Annotated in this window: 19 protein-coding genes; 4 read left to right on the forward strand and 15 right to left on the reverse strand. The window is 71.9% G+C overall.

Translation table 11 applies throughout. The annotated features are described in order from the left end of the window. The first annotated feature begins 35 nt into the window (after positions 1-35). The 3 genes from OG758_RS33360 to pulA all read left to right on the forward strand — a co-directional run bounded on the left by OG758_RS33360 (position 36) and on the right by pulA (position 8690). The gene (locus OG758_RS33360; protein WP_326713317.1) at positions 36-1739 is read left to right on the forward strand and encodes a glycoside hydrolase family 13 protein; all 1704 of its coding nucleotides are present in this window, start codon (positions 36-38) and stop codon (positions 1737-1739) included. A 110-nt stretch (positions 1740-1849) separates the two neighbouring features. Continuing rightward, entirely contained in the window at positions 1850-3232 is a 1383-nt protein-coding gene (locus OG758_RS33365; protein WP_326713318.1) for an alpha-amylase, read from the forward strand. Between the two features lie 133 nt (positions 3233-3365). Continuing rightward, positions 3366-8690, forward strand: a complete 5325-nt coding sequence (gene pulA, locus OG758_RS33370; protein ID WP_326713319.1) for a pullulanase-type alpha-1,6-glucosidase — start codon at positions 3366-3368, stop codon at positions 8688-8690. A gap of 64 nt (positions 8691-8754) precedes the next feature. Here the strand turns inward: pulA and OG758_RS33375 are convergent, their stop codons facing one another. The 8 genes from OG758_RS33375 to OG758_RS33410 all read right to left on the reverse strand — a co-directional run bounded on the left by OG758_RS33375 (position 8755) and on the right by OG758_RS33410 (position 18676). After that, positions 8755-9273, reverse strand: a complete 519-nt coding sequence (locus OG758_RS33375; RefSeq protein WP_326713320.1) for a GNAT family N-acetyltransferase — start codon at positions 9271-9273, stop codon at positions 8755-8757. A 4-nt stretch (positions 9274-9277) separates the two neighbouring features. Then, a complete protein-coding gene (locus tag OG758_RS33380) occupies positions 9278-9988 on the reverse strand; it encodes a TetR/AcrR family transcriptional regulator (RefSeq protein ID WP_326713321.1) in 711 nt (236 codons plus the stop codon). Between the two features lie 56 nt (positions 9989-10044). Further along, entirely contained in the window at positions 10045-11121 is a 1077-nt protein-coding gene (locus OG758_RS33385; RefSeq protein ID WP_326713322.1) for a PDR/VanB family oxidoreductase, read from the reverse strand. A 2-nt stretch (positions 11122-11123) separates the two neighbouring features. Continuing rightward, complete coding sequence (locus OG758_RS33390) at positions 11124-12041, reverse strand: metal-dependent hydrolase (RefSeq protein ID WP_326713323.1); 918 nt, start codon at positions 12039-12041, stop codon at positions 11124-11126. Positions 12042-12138: 97 nt separating this feature from the next. Beyond that, positions 12139-14070 (reverse strand): hypothetical protein, encoded by a 1932-nt coding sequence (locus OG758_RS33395; protein ID WP_326713324.1) that lies wholly within the window; start codon positions 14068-14070, stop codon positions 12139-12141. A 37-nt stretch (positions 14071-14107) separates the two neighbouring features. Continuing rightward, the gene (locus OG758_RS33400) at positions 14108-14620 is read right to left on the reverse strand and encodes a tetratricopeptide repeat protein (protein ID WP_326713325.1); all 513 of its coding nucleotides are present in this window, start codon (positions 14618-14620) and stop codon (positions 14108-14110) included. A gap of 77 nt (positions 14621-14697) precedes the next feature. Next, positions 14698-15498, reverse strand: coding sequence for a tyrosine-protein phosphatase (locus tag OG758_RS33405; protein WP_326713326.1), 801 nt, complete (start codon positions 15496-15498; stop codon positions 14698-14700). Positions 15499-15574: 76 nt separating this feature from the next. Continuing rightward, positions 15575-18676, reverse strand: a complete 3102-nt coding sequence (locus OG758_RS33410) for an alpha-N-acetylglucosaminidase (RefSeq protein ID WP_326713327.1) — start codon at positions 18674-18676, stop codon at positions 15575-15577. Positions 18677-18790: 114 nt separating this feature from the next. Between OG758_RS33410 and OG758_RS33415 the strand changes: the two genes are divergently transcribed. Beyond that, the gene (locus OG758_RS33415) at positions 18791-19252 is read left to right on the forward strand and encodes a hypothetical protein (RefSeq protein ID WP_326713328.1); all 462 of its coding nucleotides are present in this window, start codon (positions 18791-18793) and stop codon (positions 19250-19252) included. 30 nt (positions 19253-19282) lie between these two features. On the opposite strand, the gene OG758_RS33420 is transcribed toward OG758_RS33415, so the two are convergent. The 7 genes from OG758_RS33420 to glnII all read right to left on the reverse strand — a co-directional run bounded on the left by OG758_RS33420 (position 19283) and on the right by glnII (position 26059). Further along, complete coding sequence (locus tag OG758_RS33420; RefSeq protein ID WP_326713329.1) at positions 19283-20782, reverse strand: DUF1996 domain-containing protein; 1500 nt, start codon at positions 20780-20782, stop codon at positions 19283-19285. Between the two features lie 66 nt (positions 20783-20848). After that, on the reverse strand, positions 20849-21499 hold the full coding sequence (locus OG758_RS33425; RefSeq protein WP_326713330.1) for a response regulator transcription factor: 651 nt from the start codon (positions 21497-21499) through the stop codon (positions 20849-20851). Beyond that, a complete protein-coding gene (locus OG758_RS33430; protein ID WP_326716121.1) occupies positions 21484-22773 on the reverse strand; it encodes a sensor histidine kinase in 1290 nt (429 codons plus the stop codon). The genes OG758_RS33425 and OG758_RS33430 overlap by 16 nt, the downstream gene beginning before the upstream one ends. 142 nt (positions 22774-22915) lie before the next feature. Further along, positions 22916-23914: an NAD-dependent epimerase/dehydratase family protein gene (locus OG758_RS33435; protein ID WP_326713331.1), complete on the reverse strand. Its 999-nt coding sequence runs from the start codon at positions 23912-23914 to the stop codon at positions 22916-22918. Positions 23915-24037: 123 nt separating this feature from the next. Continuing rightward, on the reverse strand, positions 24038-24640 hold the full coding sequence (locus OG758_RS33440; protein ID WP_326713332.1) for a winged helix-turn-helix domain-containing protein: 603 nt from the start codon (positions 24638-24640) through the stop codon (positions 24038-24040). A 107-nt stretch (positions 24641-24747) separates the two neighbouring features. Then, positions 24748-24972, reverse strand: a complete 225-nt coding sequence (locus OG758_RS49130; RefSeq protein WP_372563506.1) for a hypothetical protein — start codon at positions 24970-24972, stop codon at positions 24748-24750. Positions 24973-25027: 55 nt separating this feature from the next. Further along, on the reverse strand, positions 25028-26059 hold the full coding sequence (glnII, locus tag OG758_RS33445) for a glutamine synthetase (protein WP_326713333.1): 1032 nt from the start codon (positions 26057-26059) through the stop codon (positions 25028-25030). Between the last annotated feature and the right edge of the window lie 202 nt (positions 26060-26261).

Raw genomic sequence — 26261 nt, forward strand, 5'->3', positions numbered from 1 at the left:
GCACGCACGCAAACCCCTGACGCAGCAAGGACACCATGAGTCAGCACACTGCCGACACGGCGCAGGCCGGCGCGGCCTCCGCCTCGACCTCCGTTCCCGCGCAGGCGTCCACCGGCTGGTGGCGCGACGCGGTGATCTACCAGGTCTATCCGCGCAGCTTCGCCGACAGCAACGCCGACGGCATGGGGGACCTCGAAGGCATCCGCGCCCGGCTCCCGCACCTCAGAGACCTCGGCGTGGACGCCGTGTGGCTCAGCCCGTTCTACGCGTCCCCGCAGGCGGACGCCGGCTACGACGTCGCCGACTACCGTGCCGTGGACCCGATGTTCGGCTCCCTCCTCGACGCGGACGCCGTGATCCGCGACGCGCACGGACTCGACCTGCGCGTCATCGTCGACCTCGTGCCCAACCACTCGTCCGACCAGCACGAGTGGTTCAAGCGGGCCCTCGCCGAAGGACCCGGATCGCCGCTGCGCGAGCGCTACCACTTCCGGGCGGGCAAGGGCGCGAACGGCGAACTGCCGCCCAACGACTGGGAGTCCATCTTCGGCGGCCCCGCCTGGACGCGCGTCGCCGACGGTGAGTGGTACCTCCACCTCTTCGCGCCCGAGCAGCCCGACCTCAACTGGGAACACCCCGCCGTCGGTGACGAGTTCCGCTCCATCCTGCGGTTCTGGCTCGACATGGGCGTCGACGGCTTCCGCATCGACGTCGCGCACGGCCTCGTCAAGGCCGAGGGCCTGCCGGACCTGGGCGCGCACGAGCAGCTGAAGCTGCTCGGCAACGACGTCATGCCGTTCTTCGACCAGGACGGCGTGCACGACATCTACCGCGCATGGCGCCTGATCCTCGACGAGTACGCCGGTGAGCGGATCTTCGTCGCAGAGGCGTGGACCCCGACCGTCGAGCGCACCGCGCACTACGTGCGCCCCGACGAGCTGCACCAGGCCTTCAACTTCCAGTATCTGTCCTCCTATTGGGACGCGACGGAGCTGCGCGACATCATCGACCGCTCGCTCGACTCGATGCGTCCCGTCGGTGCCCCCGCCACCTGGGTCCTGTCCAACCACGACGTCACCCGGCACACCACGCGCTACGCCAACCCGCCCGGCCTCGGGACCCAGCAGCGCGTCGCCGCGGAGCCGGCGCTCGGCCTGCGCCGCGCCCGTGCCGCGACCCTGCTCATGCTCGCGCTGCCCGGCTCCGCGTACGTCTACCAGGGCGAGGAGCTCGGCCTGCCCGACGTCGTCGACCTGCCCGACGAGGTGCGCCAGGACCCGTCGTTCTTCCGCGCGGCCGGGCAGGACGGCTTCCGCGACGGATGCCGGGTGCCGATCCCGTGGACCGTCGACGGGCCCTCGTACGGCTTCGGGGCGGGCGGTTCGTGGCTGCCGCAGCCCGTGGGCTGGGGCGCGCTGAGCGTGGAGGCGCAGACCGGGGTGCCCGGCTCGACCCTGGAGATGTACCGCTCGGCGCTGGCCGTGCGGCGCGCGCACCCCTCGCTCGGCGCGGGCGACTCCGTCGAGTGGCTGGCGGCGCCCGAGGGCGTGCTCGCGTTCCGGCGGGAGCCGCGCGGCGACGGCGAGGCGTTCGTGTGCGTCGCGAACACGACGGGCGCCGCGGTGCGCGTGGCCGTGTCGGGCCGGGTCCTGCTGACCAGCTCGGCCGCCGACGACATCGAGCACGGTGACGGTCACGCGGTCGTTCCCGCCGACACGACCGTGTGGTGGACCGTCTGACGTTCTGAACCGCCCTCCCCGGCCCCCGCGCGGCTGGGGAGGGCATCCCCCCACAGCCCCCTGCGATTGGCAGGGACACCTCATCGGCACAGCGACGTGCAGGAGGAAACATGGCTATCAGATCGCGGGCGGCCGCGCTCGCCCTCGCGGCCGGCACCCTCATAGGGGCCGCCGGATCCGCCGGGACCGCCCAGGCGGCCCCGCCCGGCACCAAGGACGTCACCGCCGTTCTCTTCGAGTGGCGGTTCGACTCGGTGGCGAAGGAGTGCACCGCCCGGCTCGGCCCCGCGGGCTACGGATACGTCCAGGTCTCGCCGCCCCAGGAGCACATCCAGGGCTCCCAGTGGTGGACCTCGTACCAGCCCGTGAGCTACAAGATCGCGGGCCGGCTCGGGGACCGTACGGCCTTCAAGAACATGGTCGACACCTGTCACGCGGCCGGCGTCAAGGTCGTCGCCGACACCGTGATCAACCACATGGCGGCCGGATCGGGCACCGGTACCGGCGGCTCCGCGTACTCCAAGTACGACTACCCCGGCACCTACTCGGCCGCCGACATGGACAACTGCACCGCGCAGATCAGCAACTACCAGGACCGCTTCAACGTCCAGGAATGCGAGCTCGTCGGCCTCGCCGACCTCGACACCGGCGAGGAGTACGTGCGCGGCCGCATCGCCACGTACATGAACGACCTCCTCTCGCTCGGCGTCGACGGGTTCCGGATCGACGCCGCCAAGCACATCGCGGCCGCCGACCTCGCCAACATCAAGTCGCGGCTCAGCAATCCGAACGCCTACTGGAAGCAGGAGGCGATCTACGGCGCCGGTGAGGCGGTCTCGCCCAGCGAGTACCTCGGCACCGGCGACGTCCAGGAGTTCCGCTACGCCCGCGACCTCAAGCGCGTCTTCCAGAACGAGAACCTCGCCTACCTCAAGAACTACGGCGAGGGCTGGGGCTACATGGCCTCCGGGCAGTCCGCCGTCTTCGTCGACAACCACGACACCGAGCGCGGCGGCGACACCCTCAACTACAAGGACGGCGCCGACTACACCCTGGCGAACGTCTTCATGCTGGCCTGGCCCTACGGATCGCCGGACATCAACTCCGGCTACGAATGGACCGACAAGGACGCCGGACCGCCCAACGGCGGCACGGTGAACGCCTGCTGGCAGGACGGCTGGAAGTGCCAGCACGCCTGGCCCGAGATCCAGTCCATGGTCGCCTTCCGCAACGCCACCCGCGGCCAGTCCGTCACCGACTGGTGGGACGACGGCGCCGACGCGATCGCCTTCGGCCGCGGCGCCAAGGGCTACGTCGCGATCAACCACGAGCCCTCCGCGCTCACCCGCACCTACCAGACGTCGCTCGCCGCGGGCACGTACTGCGATGTGCAGAGCAACAAGGCGGTGAGCGTGAACAGTTCGGGCCAGTTCACGGCGACGCTCGGGTCGAACACGGCCCTCGCGCTGTACGCCGGCAAGTCCGGCTGCTGACCCGGATCCCGACCCCGCCCCTTTCCCGGTAACCCCCGTTCCGGCTGCCCGGCGCGTCCTCCCCGCTCGCGCCGGGCGGCCCTGTCCGCGCACCCCTGAGTCCCTCCCGCCGCCCTCCCGTCGAGGAGTTCCCGTGATACGCCCCACCCTGCCGCGAAGAACAGCGGCCGTCCTCGCCGTCGCCCTGTGCGCGGCCCTGGCCCCGGCCCTGCCCCTGGCGGCGGCCGCCCAGAAGCCGCCCGCGCCCCCGTCCGACGCCCGGCTCGCCGCCGCGCCCGCGCGGCACGACCTCACCCGCGAGCAGTTCTACTTCGTCATGCCGGACCGCTTCGCGAACGGCGACACCTCCAACGACCGTGGCGGGCTGACCGGTTCACGCTCGGCCACCGGCTACGACCCCACCGACAAGGGCTTCTACCAGGGCGGCGACCTCAAGGGCCTGACCGAGCGGCTCGACTACATCAAGGGCCTCGGCACCACCTCCATCTGGCTCGCCCCGATCTTCAAGAACCGGCCCGTCCAGGGCGAGGGCAAGGACGCCTCCGCCGGGTACCACGGCTACTGGATCACCGACTTCACACAGGTCGACCCGCACTTCGGCACCAACGCGGACCTCACGAAGCTGATCGCCCGCGCCCACGCCAAGGGCATGAAGGTCTTCTTCGACGTCATCACCAACCACACCGCCGACACCGTCGACTACGCCGAGAAGGAGTACGGCTACCGCCCCAAGGGCGCCTACCCCTACCTCGACACCCAGGGCCGCCCCTTCGACGACCGGGACGGCGTGCGCAAGGTCGACGCCGACTCGTTCCCGTACACCCCGAAGAACACCGGGCAGAAGGTGCCCGCCTGGCTCAACGACCCCGCGATGTACCACAACCGGGGTGACTCCACCTTCGCCGGGGAGAGCGCCGAGTACGGCGACTTCGGCGGGCTCGACGACCTGTGGACCGAACGGCCCGAGGTCGTCTCCGGCATGGAGAAGATCTACGAACGCTGGGTGCGGGACTTCGACATCGACGGGTTCCGCATCGACACCGTCAAACACGTCGACCTGGACTTCTGGACCCAGTGGGCCACCGCCCTCGACGCGTACGCGAAGAAGCACGGCAGGCCCGACTTCTTCATGTTCGGCGAGGTGTACTCCGCCGACACCGACGTCACGTCCCCGTACGTCACCCGCGGCCGCCTCGACGCGACCCTCGACTTCCCCTTCCAGGACGCGGCCCGCGCCTACGCCTCCCAGGGCGCCTCCGCCGACCGGCTCGCCGAGGTCTTCGCCGACGACTACAAGTACGCCTCCGGCAAGGCGAACGCGTACGAGCAGGTCACGTTTCTCGGCAACCACGACATGGGCCGCATCGGGTCCTTCCTCAAGGCCGACGACGCGAAGGCGTCCGACGCCGAACTCGTGCGGCGCGACAAGCTCGCCAACGCCGTGATGTTCCTGTCGCGCGGCAACCCCGTCGTCTACTACGGCGACGAGCAGGGCTTCACCGGCTCCGGCGGCGACAAGGACGCGCGGCAGACCATGTTCGCGTCCAAGGTCGACGACTACCTCGACGACGACGAACTGGGCACCAACCGCACCCACGCCGAGGACTCCTACGACACGAGCGCGCCGCTCTACAAGGAGATCGCCGCTCTCGGAAAGCTCCGCAAGGACAACCCGGCCCTGGCCGACGGCGTCCAGACCGAGCGCTACGCCAAGGGCTCCGTGTACGCGTTCTCGCGCACGGACGCGAAGACCGGCACCGAGTACGTCGTGGCGCTCAACAACGCCGCCGAGGCCAAGGACGCCACCTTCGCGACCGGCTCGGCCGGCACTCGCTTCGACGGCCTCTACGGCACCGACAAGCCCGTGACCAGCGGCTCCGACAAGGACGTCACCGTCACCGTGCCGGCCGGGTCCGCCGTCGTCTACAAGGCCGCCAAGCCGCTGCCCGCCCCCGCCGCCAAGCCCTCGGTCGCCCTCCACGCCCCCGCCGCCGGGGCCACCGGCACCGTGACCCTCCAGGCCGACACCGACGGCGGACAGCTGGGCCGCGTCGTCTTCGCCGCCCAGACCGGCAACGGCGCCTGGCACACCCTCGGCTCCGTCGACCACGCGCCGTACCGGATCACCCAGCACATCCCCGACACGGTGGCCGCCGGAACACCTCTGCGGTACAAGGCAGTTGTGGTCGACCGTGTCGGACGCACCGCCAGCGACCTCGCCGCGACGACGGCGGGGCAGGCGCCCGCGCCCGCGAAGCCCAGCGCCGTCGACCGCGCCTACGCCGTCGTGCACTACAAGCGGACCGACGGCGACTATGACGGCTGGCAGCTCAAGTCGCCGTCCGGAACAGGGGACTTCACCGGCCGTGACGCGTACGGCGCCTTCGCCTGGGTGAAGCTCGACAAGGACGCCGGCTCCGGCAGCCTCACGTACACCGTCGAGAAGAACGGCACCGCCGACGGCCCGCAGCGCACCGTCGACCTCGGCGCGACCGGCGAGGTCTGGGTCGAGCAGGGCAAGGACGGCCAGGCCACGACCGCCCCCGACGGCACCTACCCGCCGCAGGACAAGACCAAGGCCGTCCTGCACTACCAGCGCGCCGACGGCGACTACGACGGCTGGGGGCTGCACACCTGGACCGGCGCCAAGAACCCCACCGACTGGTCCAAGCCCCTGGAGCCTGTCAAGAAGGACGCGTACGGCGTCACCTTCGAGGTGCCGCTCGCCGACGGCGCGACATCACTGAGCTACATCCTCCACAAGGGCGACGAGAAGGACCTGCCCACCGACCAGTCCCTCGACATCGCCGCCAACGGCAACGAGGTCTGGCTCCTCGCCGGACAGCCCCGCCCCGTCCTGCCGCAGACCGGCGGAGCGCCCGACCTCGACCTCGCGAAGTCCGAGGCGCAGTGGATCGACCGCGACACGGTCGCCCTGCCGTCGGACGGTACCGCGGCCCTGTCCGCCCAGCTCGTCTACGCCCAGGACGGCGGCATCACCGTGAAGGACGGAGCGCTCAGCAGCGAGGGGCAGTGGCTGCGCCTGAACAAGGCCGCCGGCGGGCTCACCGACGCCCAGCTCGCCCGCTTCCCGCAGCTGAAGAAGTACGACGCCTACACCGTCGACCCCCGCGACCGTGACCGGGTCGGCGACGCCCTGAAGAGCCAGCTGATCCTCACCCGCCGCATCGCCAACGGCGCGCTCGTCACCGCGACGGGCGTACAGACGGCGGGAGTTCTCGACGACCTGTACGCGCAGAAGGCCGGCAAGGCGTCACTCGGACCCGTCTTCACCAAGGGCGGGGTCACCCTGTCCGTCTGGGCGCCCACCGCCCAGTCCGTCGCCCTCGACCTCGACGGGCACACCGTCGCCATGCGCCGCGACGGCGCGACCGGCGTCTGGTCCGTGAAGGGCCCGCGCTCCTGGCAGGGCAAGCAGTACCGCTACGCCGTGAAGGTGTGGGCGCCCAGCGTCCAGAAGGTCGTCACGAACAAGGTCACCGACCCGTACTCCACCGCCCTCACCGCCGACTCGGAGCGCAGCCTCGTCGTCGACCTCGACGCGAGGAACCTCGCCCCGTCAGGCTGGTCGGCGCTGAAGAAGCCGAAGGCCGTGCCGCTGCGCGACGCGCAGATCCAGGAACTCCACATCCGCGACTTCTCCGTCGAGGACCGCACCGCCAAGCACCCCGGCACCTACCTCGCGTTCACCGACAAGGACAGCAAGGGCAGCCGGCACCTGCGCGAGCTCGCGAAGGCCGGCACGTCGTACGTGCACCTCCTGCCCGCGTTCGACATCGCCACGATCCCCGAGAAGAAGTCCGGACAGGCCACCCCGGACTGTGACCTGACCTCGTACGGGGCGGCCTCGGAGCAGCAGCAGGAGTGCGTTGCCAAGAGCGCGGCCAAGGACGCCTACAACTGGGGCTACGACCCGTACCACTACACCGTCCCCGAAGGCTCCTACGCCAGTGACCCGGACGGCACCGCACGCACCGTCGAGTTCCGCAAGATGGTCGGGTCCCTGAACGCGGACGGCCTGCGCGTCGTCATGGACGTCGTCTACAACCACACCGCCGCGAGCGGCCAGGCCAAGACGTCCGTGCTCGACCGCATCGTGCCCGGCTACTACCAGCGTCTCCTGGCCGACGGCTCCGTCGCCACCTCCACGTGCTGCGCGAACACCGCGCCCGAGAACGCGATGATGGGCAAGCTCGTCGTCGACTCGATCGTCACCTGGGCCAAGGAGTACAAGGTCGACGGCTTCCGCTTCGACTTGATGGGACACCACCCCAAGGCCAACATCCTCGCCGTCAGGAAGGCCCTCGACGCGCTCACCGTCGAGAAGGACGGCGTAGACGGGAAGAAGATCATCCTCTACGGGGAGGGCTGGAACTTCGGCGAGGTCGCCGACGACGCCCGCTTCGTGCAGGCCACGCAGAAGAACATGGCGGGCACCGGCATCGCCACCTTCTCCGACCGGGCCCGCGACGCCGTGCGCGGTGGCAGCCCCTTCGACGCCGACCCCGGCGTCCAGGGCTTCGCCTCCGGCCTCTACACCGACCCCAACTCCTCGAAGGCGAACGGCACCGAGGCCGAGCAGAAGGCCCGCCTCCTGCACTACCAGGACCTGATCAAGGTCGGCCTGACGGGGAACCTCGCCGCCTACACCTTCACCGGCAGCGACGGCCGCACGGTCAAGGGCGCGGACGTCGACTACAACGGCGCACCCGCCGGATACGCCGACGCGCCGGGCGACGCCCTCGCCTACGCCGACGCCCACGACAACGAGTCGCTCTACGACGCGCTCACCTACAAACTGCCCGCCTCCACCGCCCCCGCGGACCGCTCGCGCATGCAGGTCCTCGCCCTCGCGACGGCCGCGCTCTCGCAGGGCCCCGCGCTCTCCCAGGCCGGCACCGACCTGCTGCGCTCCAAGTCCCTGGACCGCAACTCCTTCGACAGCGGCGACTGGTTCAACGCCATCCACTGGGACTGCCGCGACGGCAACGGCTTCGGGCGCGGACTCCCTCCGGCCGCCGACAACAAGGACAAGTGGCCCTACGCCACGCCCCTGCTGACCTCGGTGCCCGCCGCGAAGTGCGCGGACATCGAAGGGACGTCCGCCGCGTACCGGGACCTGCTGAAGATCCGCACCACGGAGCCGACGTTCGGCCTCGCGACGGCCGGGCAGGTGCAGGAGAAACTGTCCTTCCCGCTCTCCGGCAAGGAGGAGACGCCCGGGGTGATCACCATGCGACTCGGTGACCTCGTCGTCGTCTTCAACGCCACACCGAAGACACAGGAACAGCGCGTCGACGCGGCTGCGGGCACGTCGTACCGGCTGCACCCGGTGCAGGCGGCGGGCGCCGATCCCGTGGTGAAGTCCGCCTCGTACGACGCCGGTTCGGGAACGTTCAAGGTCCCGGCGCGCACGGTGGCGGTGTTCACGCGCTGACCGGAAGGAAAGCCGGACGCCCGGCACGGCAGGGGGACCGACCCTGCCGTGCCGGGCGTTCACGTCAGCCGACCCGCTTCTCCATGAGCGTCACCGCGTACGTGCTGCCGCCCGCGCCCGACTTGAACGGCTGCTCACCCACGACCGCGTAGCCCGCGCGCTCGTAGTAGGCCCGCAGCCGGGGGTTCGTCGACACACAGTCCAGGCGGCACAGGGCGCGGCCCGCGGCGGCGACCCGCTCCTCGGCGTGCGCGAGCAGGGCGCGGCCCGTACCGGCCGGGGCGCCGCGCCGCACCATGAGGCGGTGCACATAGCCGGCCTCGGGCGGCCGGACACCCCACGCGGGCTCGTCGTCCCACCACAGCTCGTACGCGCCGACCCCGGCGCCCTGCGCGTCGTCGGCGAACCACACCTCGCCCTCCTTGATCCGGAGGCGGAAGTGGTCCTCGGTCTTCTCGCCGGGCCGCCACTGGTCGATGCCCTGCTCCACCATCCAGCGCGCCGCCCCGTCGTACAGGGCGACGAGCGCGGTGAGGTCGTCGGGTCCGTCGGATGCCCCGCGGAACGAGAGTCGTGGCGTCATGGAGTCATGATCCCGAGGGGGCGGGAGCGGGCGCGAGTGCGACAAGGCGCCCGATGAGGTCGCCGAACGTCCCGTCGGCCGGCTCGTCGGCCAGGATGTGGCGCAGCAGACCCGCCATCTCCTCGTCGTACGCGGCGCTCACCGCGGCGAGCGCCGCGAAGTCGTGCACTAGCTGCGCCTCCAGCTCGCGGCGCGGGATGCGCCGCCCGTCCAGCCAGATCAGGGCCGTGGACTCGGCGAGCGAGATCCACGACCGCACCACCAGTTCGAGGCGGGGCGGCGGGTCGGTGACGCCGAGGTGCATGAGGATCTGGACGTACGCGGCCTGCCGGACCGAGTCGATGAGCGCGTTCGTCGTCGACGAGCCGACGGCGGGCCCGCCCCGCATCAGTGCCGAGAAGCCGGGTCCGTGCTCGTCCACGAAGTCGAAGAACCGTCCCATGACCCGGATGAGCCGGGCCCCGAGCGGACCGTCCTGCGGCTCCTCGAAGCGCTGCGCGAGATCGTCCGCCGCGCGCCTCAACGCCGCCTCGTACAGGCTGAGTTTGCCCGGGAAGTAGTGATAGACCAGCGGCCGGGAAATGCCCGCGGCCGCGGCTATCTCGTCGATGGAGACGTCGTCGGGGGAGCGGTGGCTGAACAGTTCGAGTGCGACCCCGATCAACTGCTGCCGCCGCTCCTCGACTCCCATCCTGCGGCGCACCCCGGTTGTCATACGAACACCCTACCGAGCGATTCCGACCTCGTGCGGAGCACGTCCGCACGAGCCGGTCACAGGTCGAGCACGAGGCGCTCACCGCGCGCCCTGGATACACAGATCAGCATCGAGTCGTCACGCTCCGAATCCGTGAGCAGCTCGTCCCTGTGGTCGATCTCGCCCTCCAGGACCCGCTGTTGGCACGTCCCGCAGAACCCCTGCTCACAGGAGTACGACACGTTCGGCACCTCGGCGCGCACCGCCGCGAGCACCGAAGTGCCCGCGGGTACGGGGACGGTACGGCCGCTGCGGCGCAGTTCGACCTCGAACGGCCCGTTCCCGTCGACCGACGTGTGCGGCGCGAACCGTTCCAGATGCAGCTCGCAGTGGCCGGGAAGCGCCGCGGCCACCGCCTCCATCAGGCCCTCGGGCCCGCAGCAGTAGACCGCGGTGTCCGGCGCCGAATCCGCGAGCAGACCGGCCAGATCGGGGCGCCCGTCCTCGTCCTCGGCGACGACGCTCACCCTGCCCCGTTCGCCGCCGAGCTTCTCCGCTTCCTCCAGGAACGGCATCGACGCGCGCGTTCGGCCCGCGTACAGCAGCCGCCAGTCGGCGCCCCGGGCTTCGAGGGCCCGCAGCATCGGCAGGATCGGCGTGATGCCGATGCCGCCCGCGACGAACACGTACGAGGGGGCGCCGGCGGCGAGGGGGAAGCGGTTGCGCGGCCCGCGCACCTCGATCTCCGACCCCTCCTGGAGCTGCTCGTGCACCTCGCGCGAACCGCCCCTGCCGTCCGCGATGAGCCGCGTCGCGACGGTGTACGAAGAGGTGTCCTCGGGGTCGCCGCACAGCGAGTACTGCCGGATCAGCCCCGACGGCAGGACGAGGTCGAGATGCGCGCCCGGCTCCCAGGCGGGCAGGCCCTGACCCTCCAGGCGCAGTTGGACGACACCGTCGGCGACGGACTCGTGCCGGGTGACGAGGAGCCGCAGGGCACGCGCGCGCGGGCGCCCCGAGACGGGCTCCTCGAGGGCGGGCATCGGCCACAGCGGAGACGCCTGGATGCGGCGGCGCAGGGCGCGGCGCGCGAGCAGCGCGGAGCCGGTGACGAGCAGGACGGTACGCAGCCGGGGGGTGCGGAGGCGGGGCATGGTCAGACGGCTCCGTTCGGGGTCCGGGCTTCCGCCGCCTTCGCGGCGGGGGAGCTGGCCAGATAGGCGACCGCCTGCGCGGTGCTGCCCTCCTGGGAGGGGTGGTAGGAGCGGCTGAGGTAGCGCGGGATGGACTTCACCATGGCGCCCGTGGAGGGCAGGACGCCCCGCTTCCCGCCCTGGTAGAACTCCTTGAACGACGCCTTGCCGTCGAGCACCGTGGGGTCGTTCTCCATGAAGAAGCGCGCCCCGCGCTGCCACAGGAACATCAGCGCCGAGAACGCGAGCGCCCAGGTCCGCACCCGGCGCCGGTATCCGCCGTCGACGTGCTCGAACAGCTCGAAGGCGACCGAGCGGTGCTCGACCTCCTCCGCTCCGTGCCAGCGCAGCAGGTCCAGCATCGTGGGGTCCGCGCCCTTGCGGTCCAGCTCGTCCGCGTTGAGCACCCAGTCGCCGAGGAACGCCGTGTAGTGCTCGATCGCGGCGATGAGCGCGACCCGCTCCATCAGCCACCACTCGCGCGCCCGCCCCGGCGGCAGCGTCCGGTCACCGAGCAGCTTCTCGAAGAACCAGTCGACCTGAGCGGTGTACGGGGTCGGGTCGAGCCCCTGCTCCTTGAGGTGCGGCAGCACCTCGTCGTGGGCCTGCGAGTGCATGGCCTCCTGGCCGATGAACCCGATCACGTCCTCGCGGAGCCGGTCGTCGCGGATGTACGGCAGGACCTGCTTGTAGACGTGCACGAACCACCGCTCTCCGGCGGGCAGCAGGAGATGCAGCACGTTGATCGTGTGCGTGGTGAACGGGTCGTCCGGTATCCAGTGCAGCGGTGTCCTGTCCCAGGAGAAGGAGACCCTGCGTGCCTTGAGCGCGACGCGCTCGTCAGCGACGGGCCGCGGTGCCCGGCTCTGCGTATTAGACATGGCGTCAATGTACTGACGGGTAGGGGGCGGGTACAGCCCTCGTGCACCCTTTTCTTTACGGACGTGTCAGCAAGGGGTGACCCGGGGCGCCGCGCGTTCAGCGCAGGGCGTCCACCTCGCGGCCCGTCGCCGTGCGGCCGGTCAGCTTCGTCCTGGCTCCCTGCCGGGAGCGCGCGGCCAGGACGTTGTCCGTGGCGCGGGCGCCGCCCGACGACGCGATCGACGTGACCTGCCTGCTCGCGGCGGCCACCACGTACCAGGTGCCGCCCCGCGACTTCCACAGCACGCCCGCGAGGACCAGCGGGTCCCGGCTGCCGCAGGCCGGGGTCCCCTCCGACTTCGCGGCGACCGCCGCCGTCGTCCCGCCGGGTGCCGTGAACAGGGCCAGCGTCCGCGCCCCGCCGCCCCGCCAGGTGTCGGCCCGCGCGCAGGCCCAGTCCGCCGCGCCGCTGCCCTCGGGGAGCTGCTGGCGGGCGTACGCCCAGGAGTTGACGGTGCGCACGCCGTGCGAGCGTACGGAGGTGAGGGAGCATGCCGAGTGCTGCCAGTCGGCCGCGACCGCCTCGCGCGGCGCGCCGGGGCGTCCCGCGGTGAGATGCGCGGGCACGAGCTCGCCGAGGTCGGTCGAGAGCCGCGTGCCCGCGTCGTCCCGCAGCGCGAGAGCGTTCCAGGACGTGCAGTCGCGGGCGAGCGCCGGGCTGGCGAACGGGGCCGTCACGCCGTCGGGGGCGCGGTCGAGCGGCATCGGTGCCGCCGACGGTTTCAGCAGATTCCGCACGGCGGCGCCGCGCACCCAGGGCGCCGTCAGATAGCGCACGTTGCCGTCGGCCCGGTCCACGACCAGGGCGCCCGCCTCCGGGCCCGTGGCGCCGTCCGCCCGCGCGAAGTCGAGCGCGGCGCCGCTCGTGCCGTCCTTCGGCTCCGCGTACCGCACGATGCGCAGCCCGTCGTAGAAGAGCACGATCCGCGCCTGGTCGACCTCGCCCGCGTACAGCAGCTGAGGGGGTCCGGGTGGGGCGCCGGCCTGGGTGCCCGGTGTCGCGGAGACCTGGACGGAGCCCCCGGGCCGGGCCCACACCGCGAGGGCGCGCCGCAGCAGCGGCCGGTCGCCGGTCAGGGAGCCGCGCGCGGGCCAGACGGAGAAGTCCGTGCGGGCCGATGTCTGCCACGCCGTGGCCGGGACCTTCGTCAACCTGCCGGGATCCAGGGCGGCCAGCCCCGCCGGGTTCTGCGCGTACGCGGGCGCCGCGGCCCCGTCCGGGGCCCAGCCGCCGCCCGGCAGGCCGAGCAGCGCCCCGCACACCAGCGTCGCCGCGGCGGCCGCGATCACGGCCTTCACATGCTGTCTGCGCCGCATGAGGTCCGGCGGCCTGGCCTGGAGCGAGCACGGGTCGAACTCGGTCGACTCCAGCAGGGCGAGCGCGTCCTTGCCCGCGGGCACGGCCACGCCGTCCGCCTCGGCGAGCGCCGCGTCCGGGTCCTCGGCGCCGGCCGCTTCCAGCATGTTCCGTACGGCCCTGTCGTCGAGCCGTTCGAGACCGCGCAGGACGAAGGCGGCGCGGCCGGGGCCGCTGAGCGCGGACAGCGCCTGGTCCAGGGCCAGTTCGTCGGCACCGCCCGAGCGCGGGAAGAGTCGCAGGCCCCACACCTGAGGGAGCAGTGGGGGCAGCTGTGAGCGCCGCGGCCAGGCCATGCGCCGCAGCGGGCGGCCCGCGTCGAGCGCGGTGCGCAGGACCCTGAGCCGTACGAAGCCGTAACCCGGATCGCCGTTGCGCCCCTCGGCGGTGCGGGGCGCCGGGACGGCCGCGGCGTCGGCCGAGGTCCGCGCGCGCGGCAGGGCACGCTGGGTCAGGGAGTGTGCCGTGAGCACCCGGCGGTTGCGGCCGAGACTGGGCGGGAGCACCAGATAGGCGAGCCGGACGAGCCGCGGGTAGTGCTCGACGAGAGCGGCCTCGGCCTGCTCCACGTCGACGACCGGACCGGGACGGGGGACGACATCCTGTGACTGCACCTTCGACTGCACGTTCATCTGAACGAGCGAATCGTCGGATGGTCACTTCACGGTGTCACCCCGGCTCCGGCTCCGGTTCGACCAGCAGGCGGGCGTAATTCGCCATCGACCTCTGGTATCGGGGCAGATGGGGCGCCAGCGCGCCGAGCGCGAGCGACAGGCCCTCGCGGTCCCGGCCCAGGCTGGACAGGCACAACGCCAGCGTGGCGCGCACGGCGTCGTCCAACTCGTCGGAGGGCGCGTCGAGTTCGGGCGTGAGAAGCGCCACGCCTTCCTCCGGCCGGCCGATGTTGCGCAGGGAGCTGGAGAGCTGGATCTTCGCGCGGCGGCCCCGGTAGCCGGACAGGCCGAGCTTCAGGGCCTCCTGGTACAGCGGCACGGCCCGGTCCGAGTGGCCGGTCGAGTCGAAGGCGCTGCCGCGCTCGAACGGGCCGATCGGGCTGCCGTCCGGCAGCTCGGCGACGAGGTCGTCGATGACGGCGCGGAAGTCGCCCGCGGTGGACTCGTCGTAGCCGTCGATGCCCGCCCACGCCGCGGCCAGGCGCGCTTCCCAGTCTTCGCTGTTCATCGGGTCACCATGGCACGGATGCGCCCACGCGGCACAGGGGTTTCTCCGGGACCACCCCGAGCCACCCGCGCCCCGCGTCACCCGGCCGTCAGCCGCTGCCGGATCCGCTCCACCGCCTCGTCCGGCACCTCGAGGCCCTCGCGCACGTACCTCTCGAAGTCCCCGTACCGCACCACCACCTCGTCCTGCGCGGCATGCAGGTACGACGCCCGTACGCCGATCAGCGCGAGTGCGATCTCCGGGTCGCCGCCCTGTGCGGTGAACCCCTCGACGAGCGGCGCGAAGGCCTCCCGTACCGCCGAGTTGACCGACAGGTACTCCGCCTCCAGGGCCGCCCCGTCCGCGCCGAGGAGCGTCAGGACGACCGTCGCGGCCCAGCCGGTGCGGTCCTTGCCCGCGGTGCAGTGGAAGAGCAGCGGGCCCGTGTCGGGGTCGGCCAGTTCGGTCAGGAGCGTGCGGTAGGCGGCCCGAGCGGACTTCGTCGCGACGAGGGCGCGGTAGGTGTCGGCGAAGAGCGCCTCGGCGCGCCCGCCGCCGAGCTTCTCGTCGGCGAGTGCCGGGTCGGCCAGGACCTGCTTGAGCTGCGCGACGGCGGGCGCGGCCCCCGTCTGGGCGATCTTGTCGGCGAGCGCGTCCGCGACCAGGACATGGACGCCGTCGGGGACGTGGTCCGGGTAGGAGGCGCGCTCGGCGTTCGTGCGGAAGTCCACGATCGTGCGGATGCCGAGCGCGGCGAACTCCGGATCGGCGGCCGGGTCGAGCCGGTCGAGCTGCCCGGCGCGCAGGGCGAGGCCCGGGCGTACGGTGCGCCCGCCGGACAGCGGGATCCCGCCGAGGTCACGGAGGTTGGCGACGGTGGTGGAGGGGATCGCGGGCATGGGCGGGACTCCAGAGGTCGCAGCCGTGACCGGATACACGGCTTTTGTCCCGCCCATTCTGACCCAGCGCCAAGCCCTACCCGAGCCGCCAGCCGTCGAACTCCACGGTGCCGCGCGCCCCGCCGCCCCCGTTCGTCGCGGTCATGAAGAGCCCCACGTCCTGTGCCGCCGCCGCCCCCGGCACCGCCACGCTCGCCACGGTCCGCCAGGTCGCCCCGTCGTCCGTCGAGCACTCACCTGTGCACGAGCCGCCGGACCGCGTCAGCCTCAGCGTCACCGGCGCCTTGATCCCGGTGATGCGCCGGTACGTGTCGAGCGTGCCGTCCCCGTTCGTGTCGTACGACAGCACGACCCCGTTCGACGGCGTCACGGACAGGTTCAGGAAACCCGGGGAGCCCGGCGTCGCCAGGGAGTTGCGGACGATGAGGCCCGCCCGCGCCCACGCGCCCGTGGCGGCCTGCGAGGTCACCTTCACCTGTGCCCACGACCCGTCGGCGAAGCCGCCCTCGAGGTACGCCGAGCCGAACTCCGTGGTCCCCTTCCACAGGTCGGCGCCGGCCCCGTCGATCGCGTACCGGTCGCCCAGCCGCCCGAAGACGGCGGCATTGTCGGTGACGGTCCGCCAGGCGCCGCCGAGCGGCCCGGCCTCGAAGAGCGTGCCCGCGTGGACCGACGTCACCCGGTCCTCGCCCTGCGGCCCGTACCGCACGGAGAGCTCGTACGGCAGGGGACGCAGCGGCCGGTCCAGGGGCGTGCCGGGGGCGCTCGCCTGCCAGCGGACCCTGCTCGTGCCCGCGGGCGCGACGCTCGGCAGGGACGTGGGGCCCTCGGGCGCGGCGTCGATGCCCGACAGGGTGAAGTCCACGCGGCCGGTCGCCCGCAGCCCGTTGACGTTGCGGAAGGCGGCCTCCACCCGCGCGTGGCCGCCGGGCGGGAAAGCGGCCGGCTGGGCGGTGACGGTCAGCGAGCCCTGGTAGGGCGCCCGCGCGAGCACGTCACGCACGCGCGCGGCCGTCTTGTACGCGTCCCCGATGGGCCGCAGCGGATAGTCCTTGCGCTCCAGGGTCCACTGCTCCTCGAACGCGAACCAGTCGACGGCCGCGGGCGCCGACCCGGTGGCCAGCGCGTCCTCCAGGGCGTCCAGCCACTTCTGCCAGCGGGGCACGTAGAAGTCGGACATCAGGCCGTGCCACTCACGGTTGGCGTACTCGTGCAGGCTCCCCGGATCGGAGGTGGCGCGGTCGCCCCACACCGTGATGAGCACCTTCGCCGTGCGCTCGAACTCGGCGCGCTCGCCGTCGCTCGTCGCGAGCCGCCGCGCGTCGTCGATCCACGGCCCGAGCAGGAACGCCGGATGCGTCCCGGTCACGTCGTCGGACAGCCGCATCAGCTTCAGCCACAGCGTCGCCAGGGCCCGGAACGCGGCCTGGTCCTTTCGCGCGTAGGCGGCCCGCAGCTGCGGCAGGAGCTGCCGTGAGCGGTGCGCGAGCGCCTGCCGCGCCACGTCCACCAGGTCGTACTTGTACGCGGCGGAGCTCCGCCGCCCGCCGGCCACGCCGAGCAGTCCGCTCAGGGCCGCGTCGAAGCGCCCCGGATCGTAGGTGAGGGCGCGGGGCGCGTACTCGGCGGCCCGGTTCGCGGCCAGGTCGGGCCGGGCGCAGAACAGCGAGTCGTGCGCGTCGCTGCGCTCCACCGCGTTGTGCTGGTACGCGGTGTCGTGCAGGGCGCGCCAGGCGGCCCGCGCGTCCGCGTCCCGGCCGCCGTAGCGGAAGTCGGCGTACCCGGAGAACCAGGCCGCCCGGTCCATCTTGCTCCCGGTCCAAGCGAGTTCGGAGAACAGTTCGAAGGCCGCCGGGTCGCGGTCGGTGCCCTCCGGCATGAAGGCCGTGCCGGTGAGCGCGCTGCCCGCCTTGTCGCGCCACGCGAAGAACTTCTCGTTCCAGATGTGGGCGCGGGCGCCGATGGTGGTCCGCCCGCCGAAGTTCGGGATCGTGCCGAACGCGTACGGCGTGCCGCCCCAGTCCTTCTCGCGGTCGGTGACGGTCGTGAAGCGGTCGGAGACGCCGTCGACGATCAGCATGCGCTTCTTGTCGATCGCGTCGATCAGCGCGGGCAGCGGGTTGGCCTCCCAGCCGAGAATCACCCACGTGGCTCCAGGGTGCGCCTTCTGGAGCGCCTTCTCCACGCCGCGCGCCGCGTCCGGCACGGGCACGTCACCGGCGGTGCCGCCCTCGTGCAGCAGGTCCATCTTGAAGTGCCCGGCCGCACCGAACAGGTCCCGCTGATGCCCGTAGAACGAGGCGGCCACGTCGGCGAAGGACCGGGTGCGCGGGTCGAGCCAGTCGGGCCGGTCGAAGCCGTGCCAGGTGCCCTGCGGCACGACGTGCGCGTCGCCGCCGTTGCGTGCCACGAAGCCGTGGGGGACATGCCCGTAGTAGCCGGGGAACACGGGCGACATGCCGAGCTCGCGCAGCCTGCCGGTGATCTTCCGGCCCAGCTCCACGCGCTTCGCGATGAGTTCGGGCGAGAGCGGTCCGCCGTACCCCGACAGGTTCTGCAGGAGCCACCACGGCTGGTGCGTGGGCGCCGGCAGCCAGGCGCGCGATTCCGCGTCGCTGTACCCGAAGTCCTTCAGGACGCGCTCGTACACGGCCTCCGTGCCCGCGATGACGAGGACCTCGTTGCAGCCGTGCAGCGCGAGGACGTCGATCATCCGCTCCCAGTACGGCCAGTCGGCGTACGGCGCGGTGTAGCCGTCGTTCGTGTCGTTGAGCGCGAACCGGTGGGGGAGCGCGGTGGATCTCTCCAGCGGGCGCGGCGGCGCCGGCAGCGTCTTCGGCAGGTCGAGCTGGCTGCCGTTCCACGCGATGTGCGCTCCGCAGACGTACTTGAGATACCAGTGAACTCCCGTGAGCAGCACGGCCGGTGTCGTACCGGACACCGCGATCTTTCCGCGGGTGCCCGTGACCCGGAACCGGTCGCCGCCCTGCGGAGAGAGGAGTCCGAGGCTGAACTGGTCCGCGTGTCCGGGGAGCAGTCTGTTGAGTGCGGAGCGTGCGGGAGCCGTATCGAAGGCGGGGCCCTCGGCGGCGTGAGCCGTGACGGGGAACCCCGCGGCGGCTCCCAGGCCGATGGCGCCGGCGGTGCCGAGGACGGAACGTCGCGACGGTGCGGTCATAGGTGTGCCCCCTGCGTCGGATGATGCGGCGCACGGTAACCCTGTGATCCCCCTCGCTCAACGGTGTGTACGGAGCTGGCGAGTTCGTGTCGCCGCACGGGACGGAAGGAAACGATGGGAATGACGCGACGCATGCGGCGCATATGGGTGACGGGAGCGATGGTCTCGCTGGCGGTCCTGACCGGCTGCGGATCGCACGGGGACACCGTGCCGAAGACCGCGACCGGCAGCCTGGAACAGCTCGCGGCCAGGGCGAAATGCAGGCCCGACATCCAGACGGACGCCGACGAGCTGCGCCAGGCCACCTGCGGCGACGGCGCCGACCGCTACATCCTCGCGACCTTCGCCACCGACCGCGGCCAGGCCGAGTGGCTCGACCAGGCCGACGACTACGGCGGCACGTATCTGATCGGCCGCCGCTGGATCGCGGTCGGCGGCGACAAGGCGGTCACAACGCTGCGCGGTCGGCTCGGCGGGACCGTGGAGAAGTCCTCCTCGCACCACTCGGGGAGTAGCGGTGGCGGGGGTCTCGAGGAGGACGGGCACTCCGGGCACTACGGTCACCGCGCGAGCTGACCGCGCAGCAGTCGACGGGGGGTCAGGGCGTCAGGTACAGCGCTGACCCCGGTTGATGCAGCTCGCGACGCGCTTCATCAGGCCGTCGTCGAAGACGTTGATGAAGTCGCCGTGGTCGGTCACGGGCTTGTGCAGCTGCTCGGGGAACGAGTCGACGGCGAAGCCGGGGCCGGGCGGGACGTCGTACACGATGCGCTGCTGCAGCTGCGGGATCGCCTGGAAGCCCTGCGGGCAGGCCCCGCTGGCCGGGTCGGCGAAGGCGACGTGCGTCCGGTGGTTGGCGCTGTCGGTGTTGCGCCCGTCCCAGCAGCTCTGGAACTTGAACGACCGCACGACCTTGCTGCCTTCGGGACAGATCGGGTACTTGTCCTTCAGCTGGCGGTCCTCGAAGCCGGTGCAGCTCCAGGACGCGTTCGCGTTCGCGTCGCCGTTGGTGAAGGCCTTGGCATCACCTGTGATGATGCGCAGGAACCGCGGCATGGCGACGACCTTGCCGGCCGGACTTCCGACGAACTTCAGCGTGACCGAGGCAGGGGTCTGGATCTCGCCGACATTCTGGTCCTTGCCGCCGCCGTCGGCCTGCGCGTCGTTCTCGTCCTTTCCGTTCTGGAGGCGCAGAACAGGCCAGTAATAGGTCGACTTGTCGCCCTGATTGCGGCAGCTCGTGTCGCCATTCGCAAGATCGTCGTCACTGGCGAAAGCGTCGTTCGCCTGATTTCCCACGTAGTCGTGCATGTGGTGCGCGCCATTGCTCACGCCGGGCGCCACGATGACGTTGTCGGGATTGAACTTGCCGTTCTCGTTGCGCCCGCATTTCGTGGTGAACGTGCCGCGGGAGGCGGCGCGCTGGTTGCGCGGCGTCTTGACGTTGGGCTGGACGGAATTGATGTCGACGAAGTCGGAGGCGTCGGGGCCGTTGCCGTTCTGCTGACCGCCGTCACCCTGCTGGCCGTCGCCCTGCTGACCGCCGTCCCCTTGCCGACCGCCGTCCTGCTGACCGCCGTCCGCGGGGGCGGACGGCGCGGCCGAGCCCGCCGGGGGGCTGCCGTCGGTGCCGGCCGACCTGGCCGTGCAGGCCGCGAGGTCCTTCATGCCCTCGGGCGACGTACCGCCCGCCCGGCTGATCTCCAGATCGATCCGGTCGATGAGGGTCGAACGCCGCTCCTTCAACGGCTGCAGAATGCTGTTCTGCACGAAGTCGGGGTCCCGTGCCGCCGCGTCCCGCGAGGCCGCGAGGCGCTGGTACGACTCGGTGATCTGGCTGTCCATCGTGGCCAGTTCGCCGTCGACCTCCGACCGCGCGGCGTCCGGCACGTCGGACAGCCCGTTGCCCACGTCGGGGCAGTCGATCGTGGCGACCTGCTGCTGTTGCTGCTGCGCTCCGTCGCCGCGCTGCGCCGGGTTCTCCTCGTGGGCGGACGCGTAGACGTTCACCGCGACCAGCCCTCCTCCACCCAGGAGCAGTGCGGCCGACGCGACCGTCATGCGCGTCGCGAGTGACGAGCGCCGTTTTCGTGATGTGCGTCCCATGGGGCTACGTACGCAACACGAGGGGCCCTTGTTCAAAGAGAGCGCCGGTGATTTCCCGGCGGATTCTCAACGGCCCTGATCCAGATAGGCGATGACGGCGAGAACGCGCCGGTTGTCGTCGTCCGACACCGGAAGTCCCAGCTTCAGGAAGATATTGGAGGTGTGTTTCGCGATCGCCCGTTCCGTGACGACGAGTTGGCCCGCGATGGCCGCATTCGACCGGCCCTGCGCCATGAGTTCCAGAACCTCCATCTCGCGCGGTGTCAGACCGCCGAGCGGCGCCTCCGCGGCCCGCCGTGAAAGGAGCTGCTGGATCACCTGGGGGTCCATCGCGGTCCCGCCCGCGGCGACCCGGCGCACCGCGTCGATGAACTGGTCCGCGTCGAAAACCCGGTCCTTCAGCAGATAGCCGATCCCGCCGTTCCCGTCGGCGAGCAACTCGCGTGCGTACAGCTGCTCCACGTGCTGCGACAGGACGAGGACCGGCAGCCCGGGCCGCGCCCGCCGCGCGGCGAGCGCGCACTGCAGCCCCTCGTCCGTGTGCGAGGGCGGCAGCCGTACGTCGACGACGGCGACGTCGGGCTCCGACTCGGCGAGTGCCTTCGTCAGTTCGGGCCCGCTCTCGACGGCCGCGACGACCTCGAAGTCGTACGCCTCCAGCATCCGCACCAGGCCGTCGCGGAGCAGGAAGAGATCTTCGGCTAGGACAACGCGCAAGGAATCTCCATGGTCACCATGGTCGGACCGCCCGCGGGGGAGCTGACGGCGAGGATGCCGTCGAATGTACCGAGCCGGCGCTCGATCCCGCTCAGTCCCGACCCCGCCCCGATACTCGCGCCGCCCTTCCCGTTGTCGGTGACGGCGATCCGCAGCATGCCCGCCGCGCCGGTGTGGTGCACGTCGACCCAGACGCGGTCGGCCCCCGAGTGCTTGACGGCGTTCGTGAGGACCTCGCTGACGGCGAAGTACGCCGCCGACTCGACGGGCGCATCGGCGCGGCCCGGCAGGTCCACGTCGACGTCGGTGGCGACCGGCAGCCGCAGGGCGAGGGCCTTCACCGCGTCACCGAGGCCGCGCTCGGCGAGGACCGGTGGATGGATGCCGCGGACCAGGTCACGCAGCTCGGTGAGGGCTTCGGCCGAGGACCTCCGGGCCTGCGCGAGCAGCTCCTTGGCCTTCTGCGGGTTCTTCTCGACCAGCGCCTCGATCGTGCCGAGGTCCATGCCCATGGCGACGAGGCGGGCCTGCGCGCCGTCGTGCAGGTCGCGCTCGATGCGGCGCAGCTCCGCGGCCGAGGTGTCGACCGCGTCGCGTCGCGTCTGCGTCAACACCTGGACACGGGCGGCCAGTTCACCCGACTCGGGCGTGAGGACCGCGCGGGTCAGGAGGAAGTGGACCCGCAGCAGGGCCGGGGCCAGGAAGTAGCCGGCCACGAGAAGCGCGTTGGCGAGGCCGGCGGCCTGGAACGCGGAGCCCTGACCGCTGATGGGCACGAACCCGTACCACCAGCCGACGTGCGTGCCGTCCGTGAAGACGCGCCACAGACCGGCGGCGAGGGCGTACCCCTCCAGTGGATAGACGATGAGCGCGGCCGGCAGGAGCGCGGTCACGAAACCGGCCGTCATGTCGGCCAGGAGCCACCGCAGGTCGCGCCAGGTCGCCGGGTCCCCGAGCATCAGCCGGCACCGCTCCGCCAGGCCCACGACCCCGGTCCGCACGTCGGCGGGGGAGGGCCGGTACGCCGCCGGGATGCGGATCCCGTACCACTCGGCGGCGACGACGCGCCGCCAGTTCGCCCAGGACCTGACCAGGGAGAGCACGGCCGGAGTGGTGAGCACCCCGACACCCAGGACGATGAACACGATCGAAAGGACGGACAGGACGAACAGGGTGAGCGACCCGGCGAACCCCGCCACGGCGAGCGCGAGGCCGCGCGCCCCGGCGACCAGTGCGCGGCGCGCCCGCCCGCCGCCCTTGCCCGACGCGTCCATCCCGCTCTCCGTCCACCGCCCGACCCGTACGCCCCCAGTCTCCCCGGCCGGGGCCGTACGGGGCATGGGGCCGAGCATCCGTCCGAGGGTGTATCTGGCACCACCCCCGAGAACCGCCAGCCCCCAGGCCCAGCCCCCGGCCTCAGGTCCCCAGTACCTTGGCCTCCGTCGCCGGGTCGAGGCCGAGCACCGGGCGGTCCGGGCGCTGGGGTGCCGTCCCGCCGATGGACTCCAGCCAGGCCCAGGTGTCGGCGACGGTCTCCTCGACGGGCCGGCACCGCAGCCCCGCCGCGACCGCCTTCGCCACGTCACCGCTGTGCAGCGCGGCATGCATGTCACCGCCCGGAGGCACCCACACCGGCAGCTGCATCCACGGCTCGATCCCGGCCGCGGTGATCACCTCGGGAGCGGTCCAGCGCAGGTCGGCGTCACCCCCGGTGACCCGGGCGCAGGCGTCGAGCAGTCCTCCCATGGTGGTGTGCCCGGAGGGGCTGATCAGGGTGTACGGGCCGCTCAGTCCGGCCTGCGCCGCGTCGAGGACCCAGGTGGCGAGGTCGCGCACGTCGATGTACTGGAGCGGCAGTTCGCGGGGGCCGGGGGCGAGTACGGGGCCGCCCCGCGCCATCCGGGCCAGCCACCACGGGAGCCGGCCGATGTTCTCGTACGGGCCGAGGATCAGACCGCACCGCACCAGCAGGGAGCGGTCCGTGCCGAACGCGTCGACCGCCGCGAGTTCACCGCCCCGCTTGTCCCGCGCGTAGTCCGTCTGCTCCGCGTCGGGCGAGGCGCCGGCGACTACCGGGGCGTCCTCGGTGTAGCCGGGCGGGGGCGCCCACTCGTAGACGGACGAGCTGGACACGTACACGTAGCGGCCCGCACGCCCCGCGAGCAGCCGGGCGGAGTCGCGGACCACACGGGGCGCCGCGGCCCAGGTGTCGACGACGACGTCCCACTCGCCCTCGCTCTGCGCGAGCGCGGCGAGCCCGCCGTCCGCGGTGCGGTCCCCGTGCAGGGACCGCACCCCTTCGGGCGCCGCGTGCCGCCCGCGATGGAACACCGTCACGTCCCAGGACCGGGCGACCGCGGCCTCCACCACGGCGCGCCCCACGAATTCCGAACCGCCGAGCACCAGAAGTCTCATGCCGGTGACTCTGCCCGCTCGCGGTGCGTCAGGGAATCGGTTTCTGCTCGTGGGAGAACGAATCGGCCGGGGAGACCGGAGGCCGAAAGGGCGGCACCCCGCCCGCCGGGCACCGCCCGCCGGTCACCGCGTCGCCGGCGGGGCGTACTTGTACCCCACCCGCCGCACCGTCTGGATCACCTGACGGTGCTCGGCCCCGAGCTTGCGCCGCAGCCGCGCGACATGGACGTCGACCGTCCGTCCGTCGCCCACGTGCCCGTAGCCCCACACAGTGGTCACGAGCTGGTCGCGGGTGTGCACCCGGTGCGGATGCGCGACGAGGTGCGCGAGCAGCTCGAACTCCAGGTACGTCAGGTCGAGTTGGCGCCCGTCGACCGACGCGGTGCGCTGCACGCCGTCGATGCCGACGAGAGTGTCGGCGCCGACGCCGGCGCCGCTGTTCTGCGACGCGGCTTCGGGCCGGGGACCGGGCTCGTCGGGCACCGGGAGCAGAGGCTGCTGGTCCGCGGGTACGAGCACCAGGTAGCCGATCATCGGCGGCCGGCCGGGGAGCGTGGGCAGGGTGTGCGGGGGAGCGGGCAGCCAGGTCGCGCCCGGCGGCAGGAAGTCCGCGACGTCGACCACCTCGTCCCGGTCGACGGCGCGCAGCCGGTGGCGGCCGGAGACGGCGGGGGAGGGGGCGGCGGTCATGGAGGAAGCGGTGGAGAAGGAAGGGGTGTTCGCCATGAGTGGTCAACTCTTTCGCGCGAGGAGTCATCGAGATCGTCGAGAACTGCGAGGTCACAGAAGGACCTACGTCGTGCGCGCGGGCCGAACGCCGGGGTGAGTCGGCTTTAGAGGGCCTGCGCGTTCTCCGCGCGGCAACACACCCGGTCGAAGTCGTGGTGCTGACGGGAAGGCCAGAAGGGCTCGAGGTCGTGGCGACCCGTCGCGGTGTTCTGGAAGCTGGCCATGCCCCCATTGAAGCAGACGGGTTCGCGGGGCAGGACCCCCCTCTCACCGGTCGGACGGCACCTTGGCGTGAACTTGACGTTCCGCGCGGCTCTCCGGACGGGCAGCGCGAAGGGCGCCCACCGGACCGGTGGGCGCCCTTCGGGAAACAGGAGCCGGGGATCAGACCTGGCCGGCCTTCTCCAGAGCGCTGCAGCAGGTGTCGACGATCAGGCGCGTCACGACATACGGGTCGACGTTCGCGTTCGGGCGGCGGTCCTCGATGTAGCCCTTGCCGTCCTTCTCGACCTGCCACGGGATGCGGACCGAGGCGCCGCGGTCGGAGACGCCGTAGCTGTACTCGTTCCACGGGGCGGTCTCGTGCAGACCCGTCAGGCGGTCGTCGATGCCCGCGCCGTAGTTCTTGACGTGGTCCATCGGCTTCGAGCCCTCGCCGAGCGACTCGCACGCGGTGATGATCGCGTCGTAGCCCTCGCGCATCGCCTTCGTGGAGAAGTTGGTGTGCGCGCCCGCGCCGTTCCAGTCGCCCTTGACCGGCTTCGGGTCGAGGGTCGCGGAGATGTTGAAGTCCTCTGCGGTGCGGTACAGCAGCCAGCGGGCCACCCACAGCTGGTCGGAGACCTCGAGCGGGGCGAGCGGGCCGACCTGGAACTCCCACTGGCCGGGCATGACCTCGGCGTTGATGCCGGAGATCCCGAGACCCGCCTTGAGGCAGTTGTCCAGGTGCGCCTCGACGACGTCACGGCCGAAGATCTCGTCCGCGCCGACGCCGCAGTAGTAGCCGCCCTGCGCGGCCGGGAAGCCGCCCACGGGGAAGCCGAGCGGGCGCTCGCCCTCGAAGAACGTGTACTCCTGCTCGATGCCGAAGATCGACTCCTGCGCGGCGAACTGCTCCGCGACCTCGGCGAGCGCGGCGCGCGTGTTGGACTCGTGCGGCGTCATGTCGATGTTCAGGACCTCGCACAGGACGAGGATGTCGTCGCCGCCGCGGATCGGGTCCGGGTAGGAGGCGACGGGGCGCAGTACGCGGTCGGAGGCGTGACCCTTGGCCTGGCTGGTGCTCGAACCGTCGAAGCCCCAGATCGGCAGCTCTTCGAGCGCCGGCGCGGAACCCGCGATTATCTTCGTCTTCGAACGGAGCTTGGCCGTCGGCTGGGTGCCGTCGATCCAGATGTACTCAGCCTTGAACGTCACGGGGCCACATCCTTCGGGTGGGTCTGTACGGCGCAGTCATGTGCGGGTGCGGCGCCTCGGTGTGCTGCTCCGCAGACTGTCAACAGGCGATTTCCCGTCCGTTGCCCGTATGTGAACCCCGTGTTACCCGGGCCCCTTTGTGGCCGGAGTCACGTTTCGCCGGACGGCCCCGGCCCGCGCGCGTCATGGGGGCACGCGCGCG

This window comes from Streptomyces sp. NBC_01474, from assembly GCF_035918215.1.
Taxonomy (GTDB): domain Bacteria; phylum Actinomycetota; class Actinomycetes; order Streptomycetales; family Streptomycetaceae; genus Streptomyces; species Streptomyces aureus.

Excerpts from the sequence above, each read along its gene's own strand:
- OG758_RS33365 (WP_326713318.1), top strand. The coding sequence starts at position 1,850 with ATGGCTATCAGATCGCGGGCGGCCGCGCTCGCCCTCGCGGCCGGCACC.
- OG758_RS33440 (WP_326713332.1), bottom strand. The coding sequence starts at position 24,640 with ATGGCGAACACCCCTTCCTTCTCCACCGCTTCCTCCATGACCGCCGCC.
- OG758_RS33430 (WP_326716121.1), bottom strand. The coding sequence starts at position 22,773 with ATGGACGCGTCGGGCAAGGGCGGCGGGCGGGCGCGCCGCGCACTGGTC.
- OG758_RS33415 (WP_326713328.1), top strand. The coding sequence starts at position 18,791 with ATGGGAATGACGCGACGCATGCGGCGCATATGGGTGACGGGAGCGATG.
- OG758_RS33395 (WP_326713324.1), bottom strand. The coding sequence starts at position 14,070 with ATGAACGTGCAGTCGAAGGTGCAGTCACAGGATGTCGTCCCCCGTCCC.
- OG758_RS33380 (WP_326713321.1), bottom strand. The coding sequence starts at position 9,988 with ATGACAACCGGGGTGCGCCGCAGGATGGGAGTCGAGGAGCGGCGGCAG.
- OG758_RS33360 (WP_326713317.1), top strand. The coding sequence starts at position 36 with ATGAGTCAGCACACTGCCGACACGGCGCAGGCCGGCGCGGCCTCCGCC.
- OG758_RS33385 (WP_326713322.1), bottom strand. The coding sequence starts at position 11,121 with ATGCCCCGCCTCCGCACCCCCCGGCTGCGTACCGTCCTGCTCGTCACC.
- OG758_RS33420 (WP_326713329.1), bottom strand. The coding sequence starts at position 20,782 with ATGGGACGCACATCACGAAAACGGCGCTCGTCACTCGCGACGCGCATG.
- OG758_RS33405 (WP_326713326.1), bottom strand. The coding sequence starts at position 15,498 with ATGCCCGCGATCCCCTCCACCACCGTCGCCAACCTCCGTGACCTCGGC.
- OG758_RS33410 (WP_326713327.1), bottom strand. The coding sequence starts at position 18,676 with ATGACCGCACCGTCGCGACGTTCCGTCCTCGGCACCGCCGGCGCCATC.
- OG758_RS33400 (WP_326713325.1), bottom strand. The coding sequence starts at position 14,620 with ATGAACAGCGAAGACTGGGAAGCGCGCCTGGCCGCGGCGTGGGCGGGC.
- OG758_RS33435 (WP_326713331.1), bottom strand. The coding sequence starts at position 23,914 with ATGAGACTTCTGGTGCTCGGCGGTTCGGAATTCGTGGGGCGCGCCGTG.
- OG758_RS33375 (WP_326713320.1), bottom strand. The coding sequence starts at position 9,273 with ATGACGCCACGACTCTCGTTCCGCGGGGCATCCGACGGACCCGACGAC.
- OG758_RS33390 (WP_326713323.1), bottom strand. The coding sequence starts at position 12,041 with ATGTCTAATACGCAGAGCCGGGCACCGCGGCCCGTCGCTGACGAGCGC.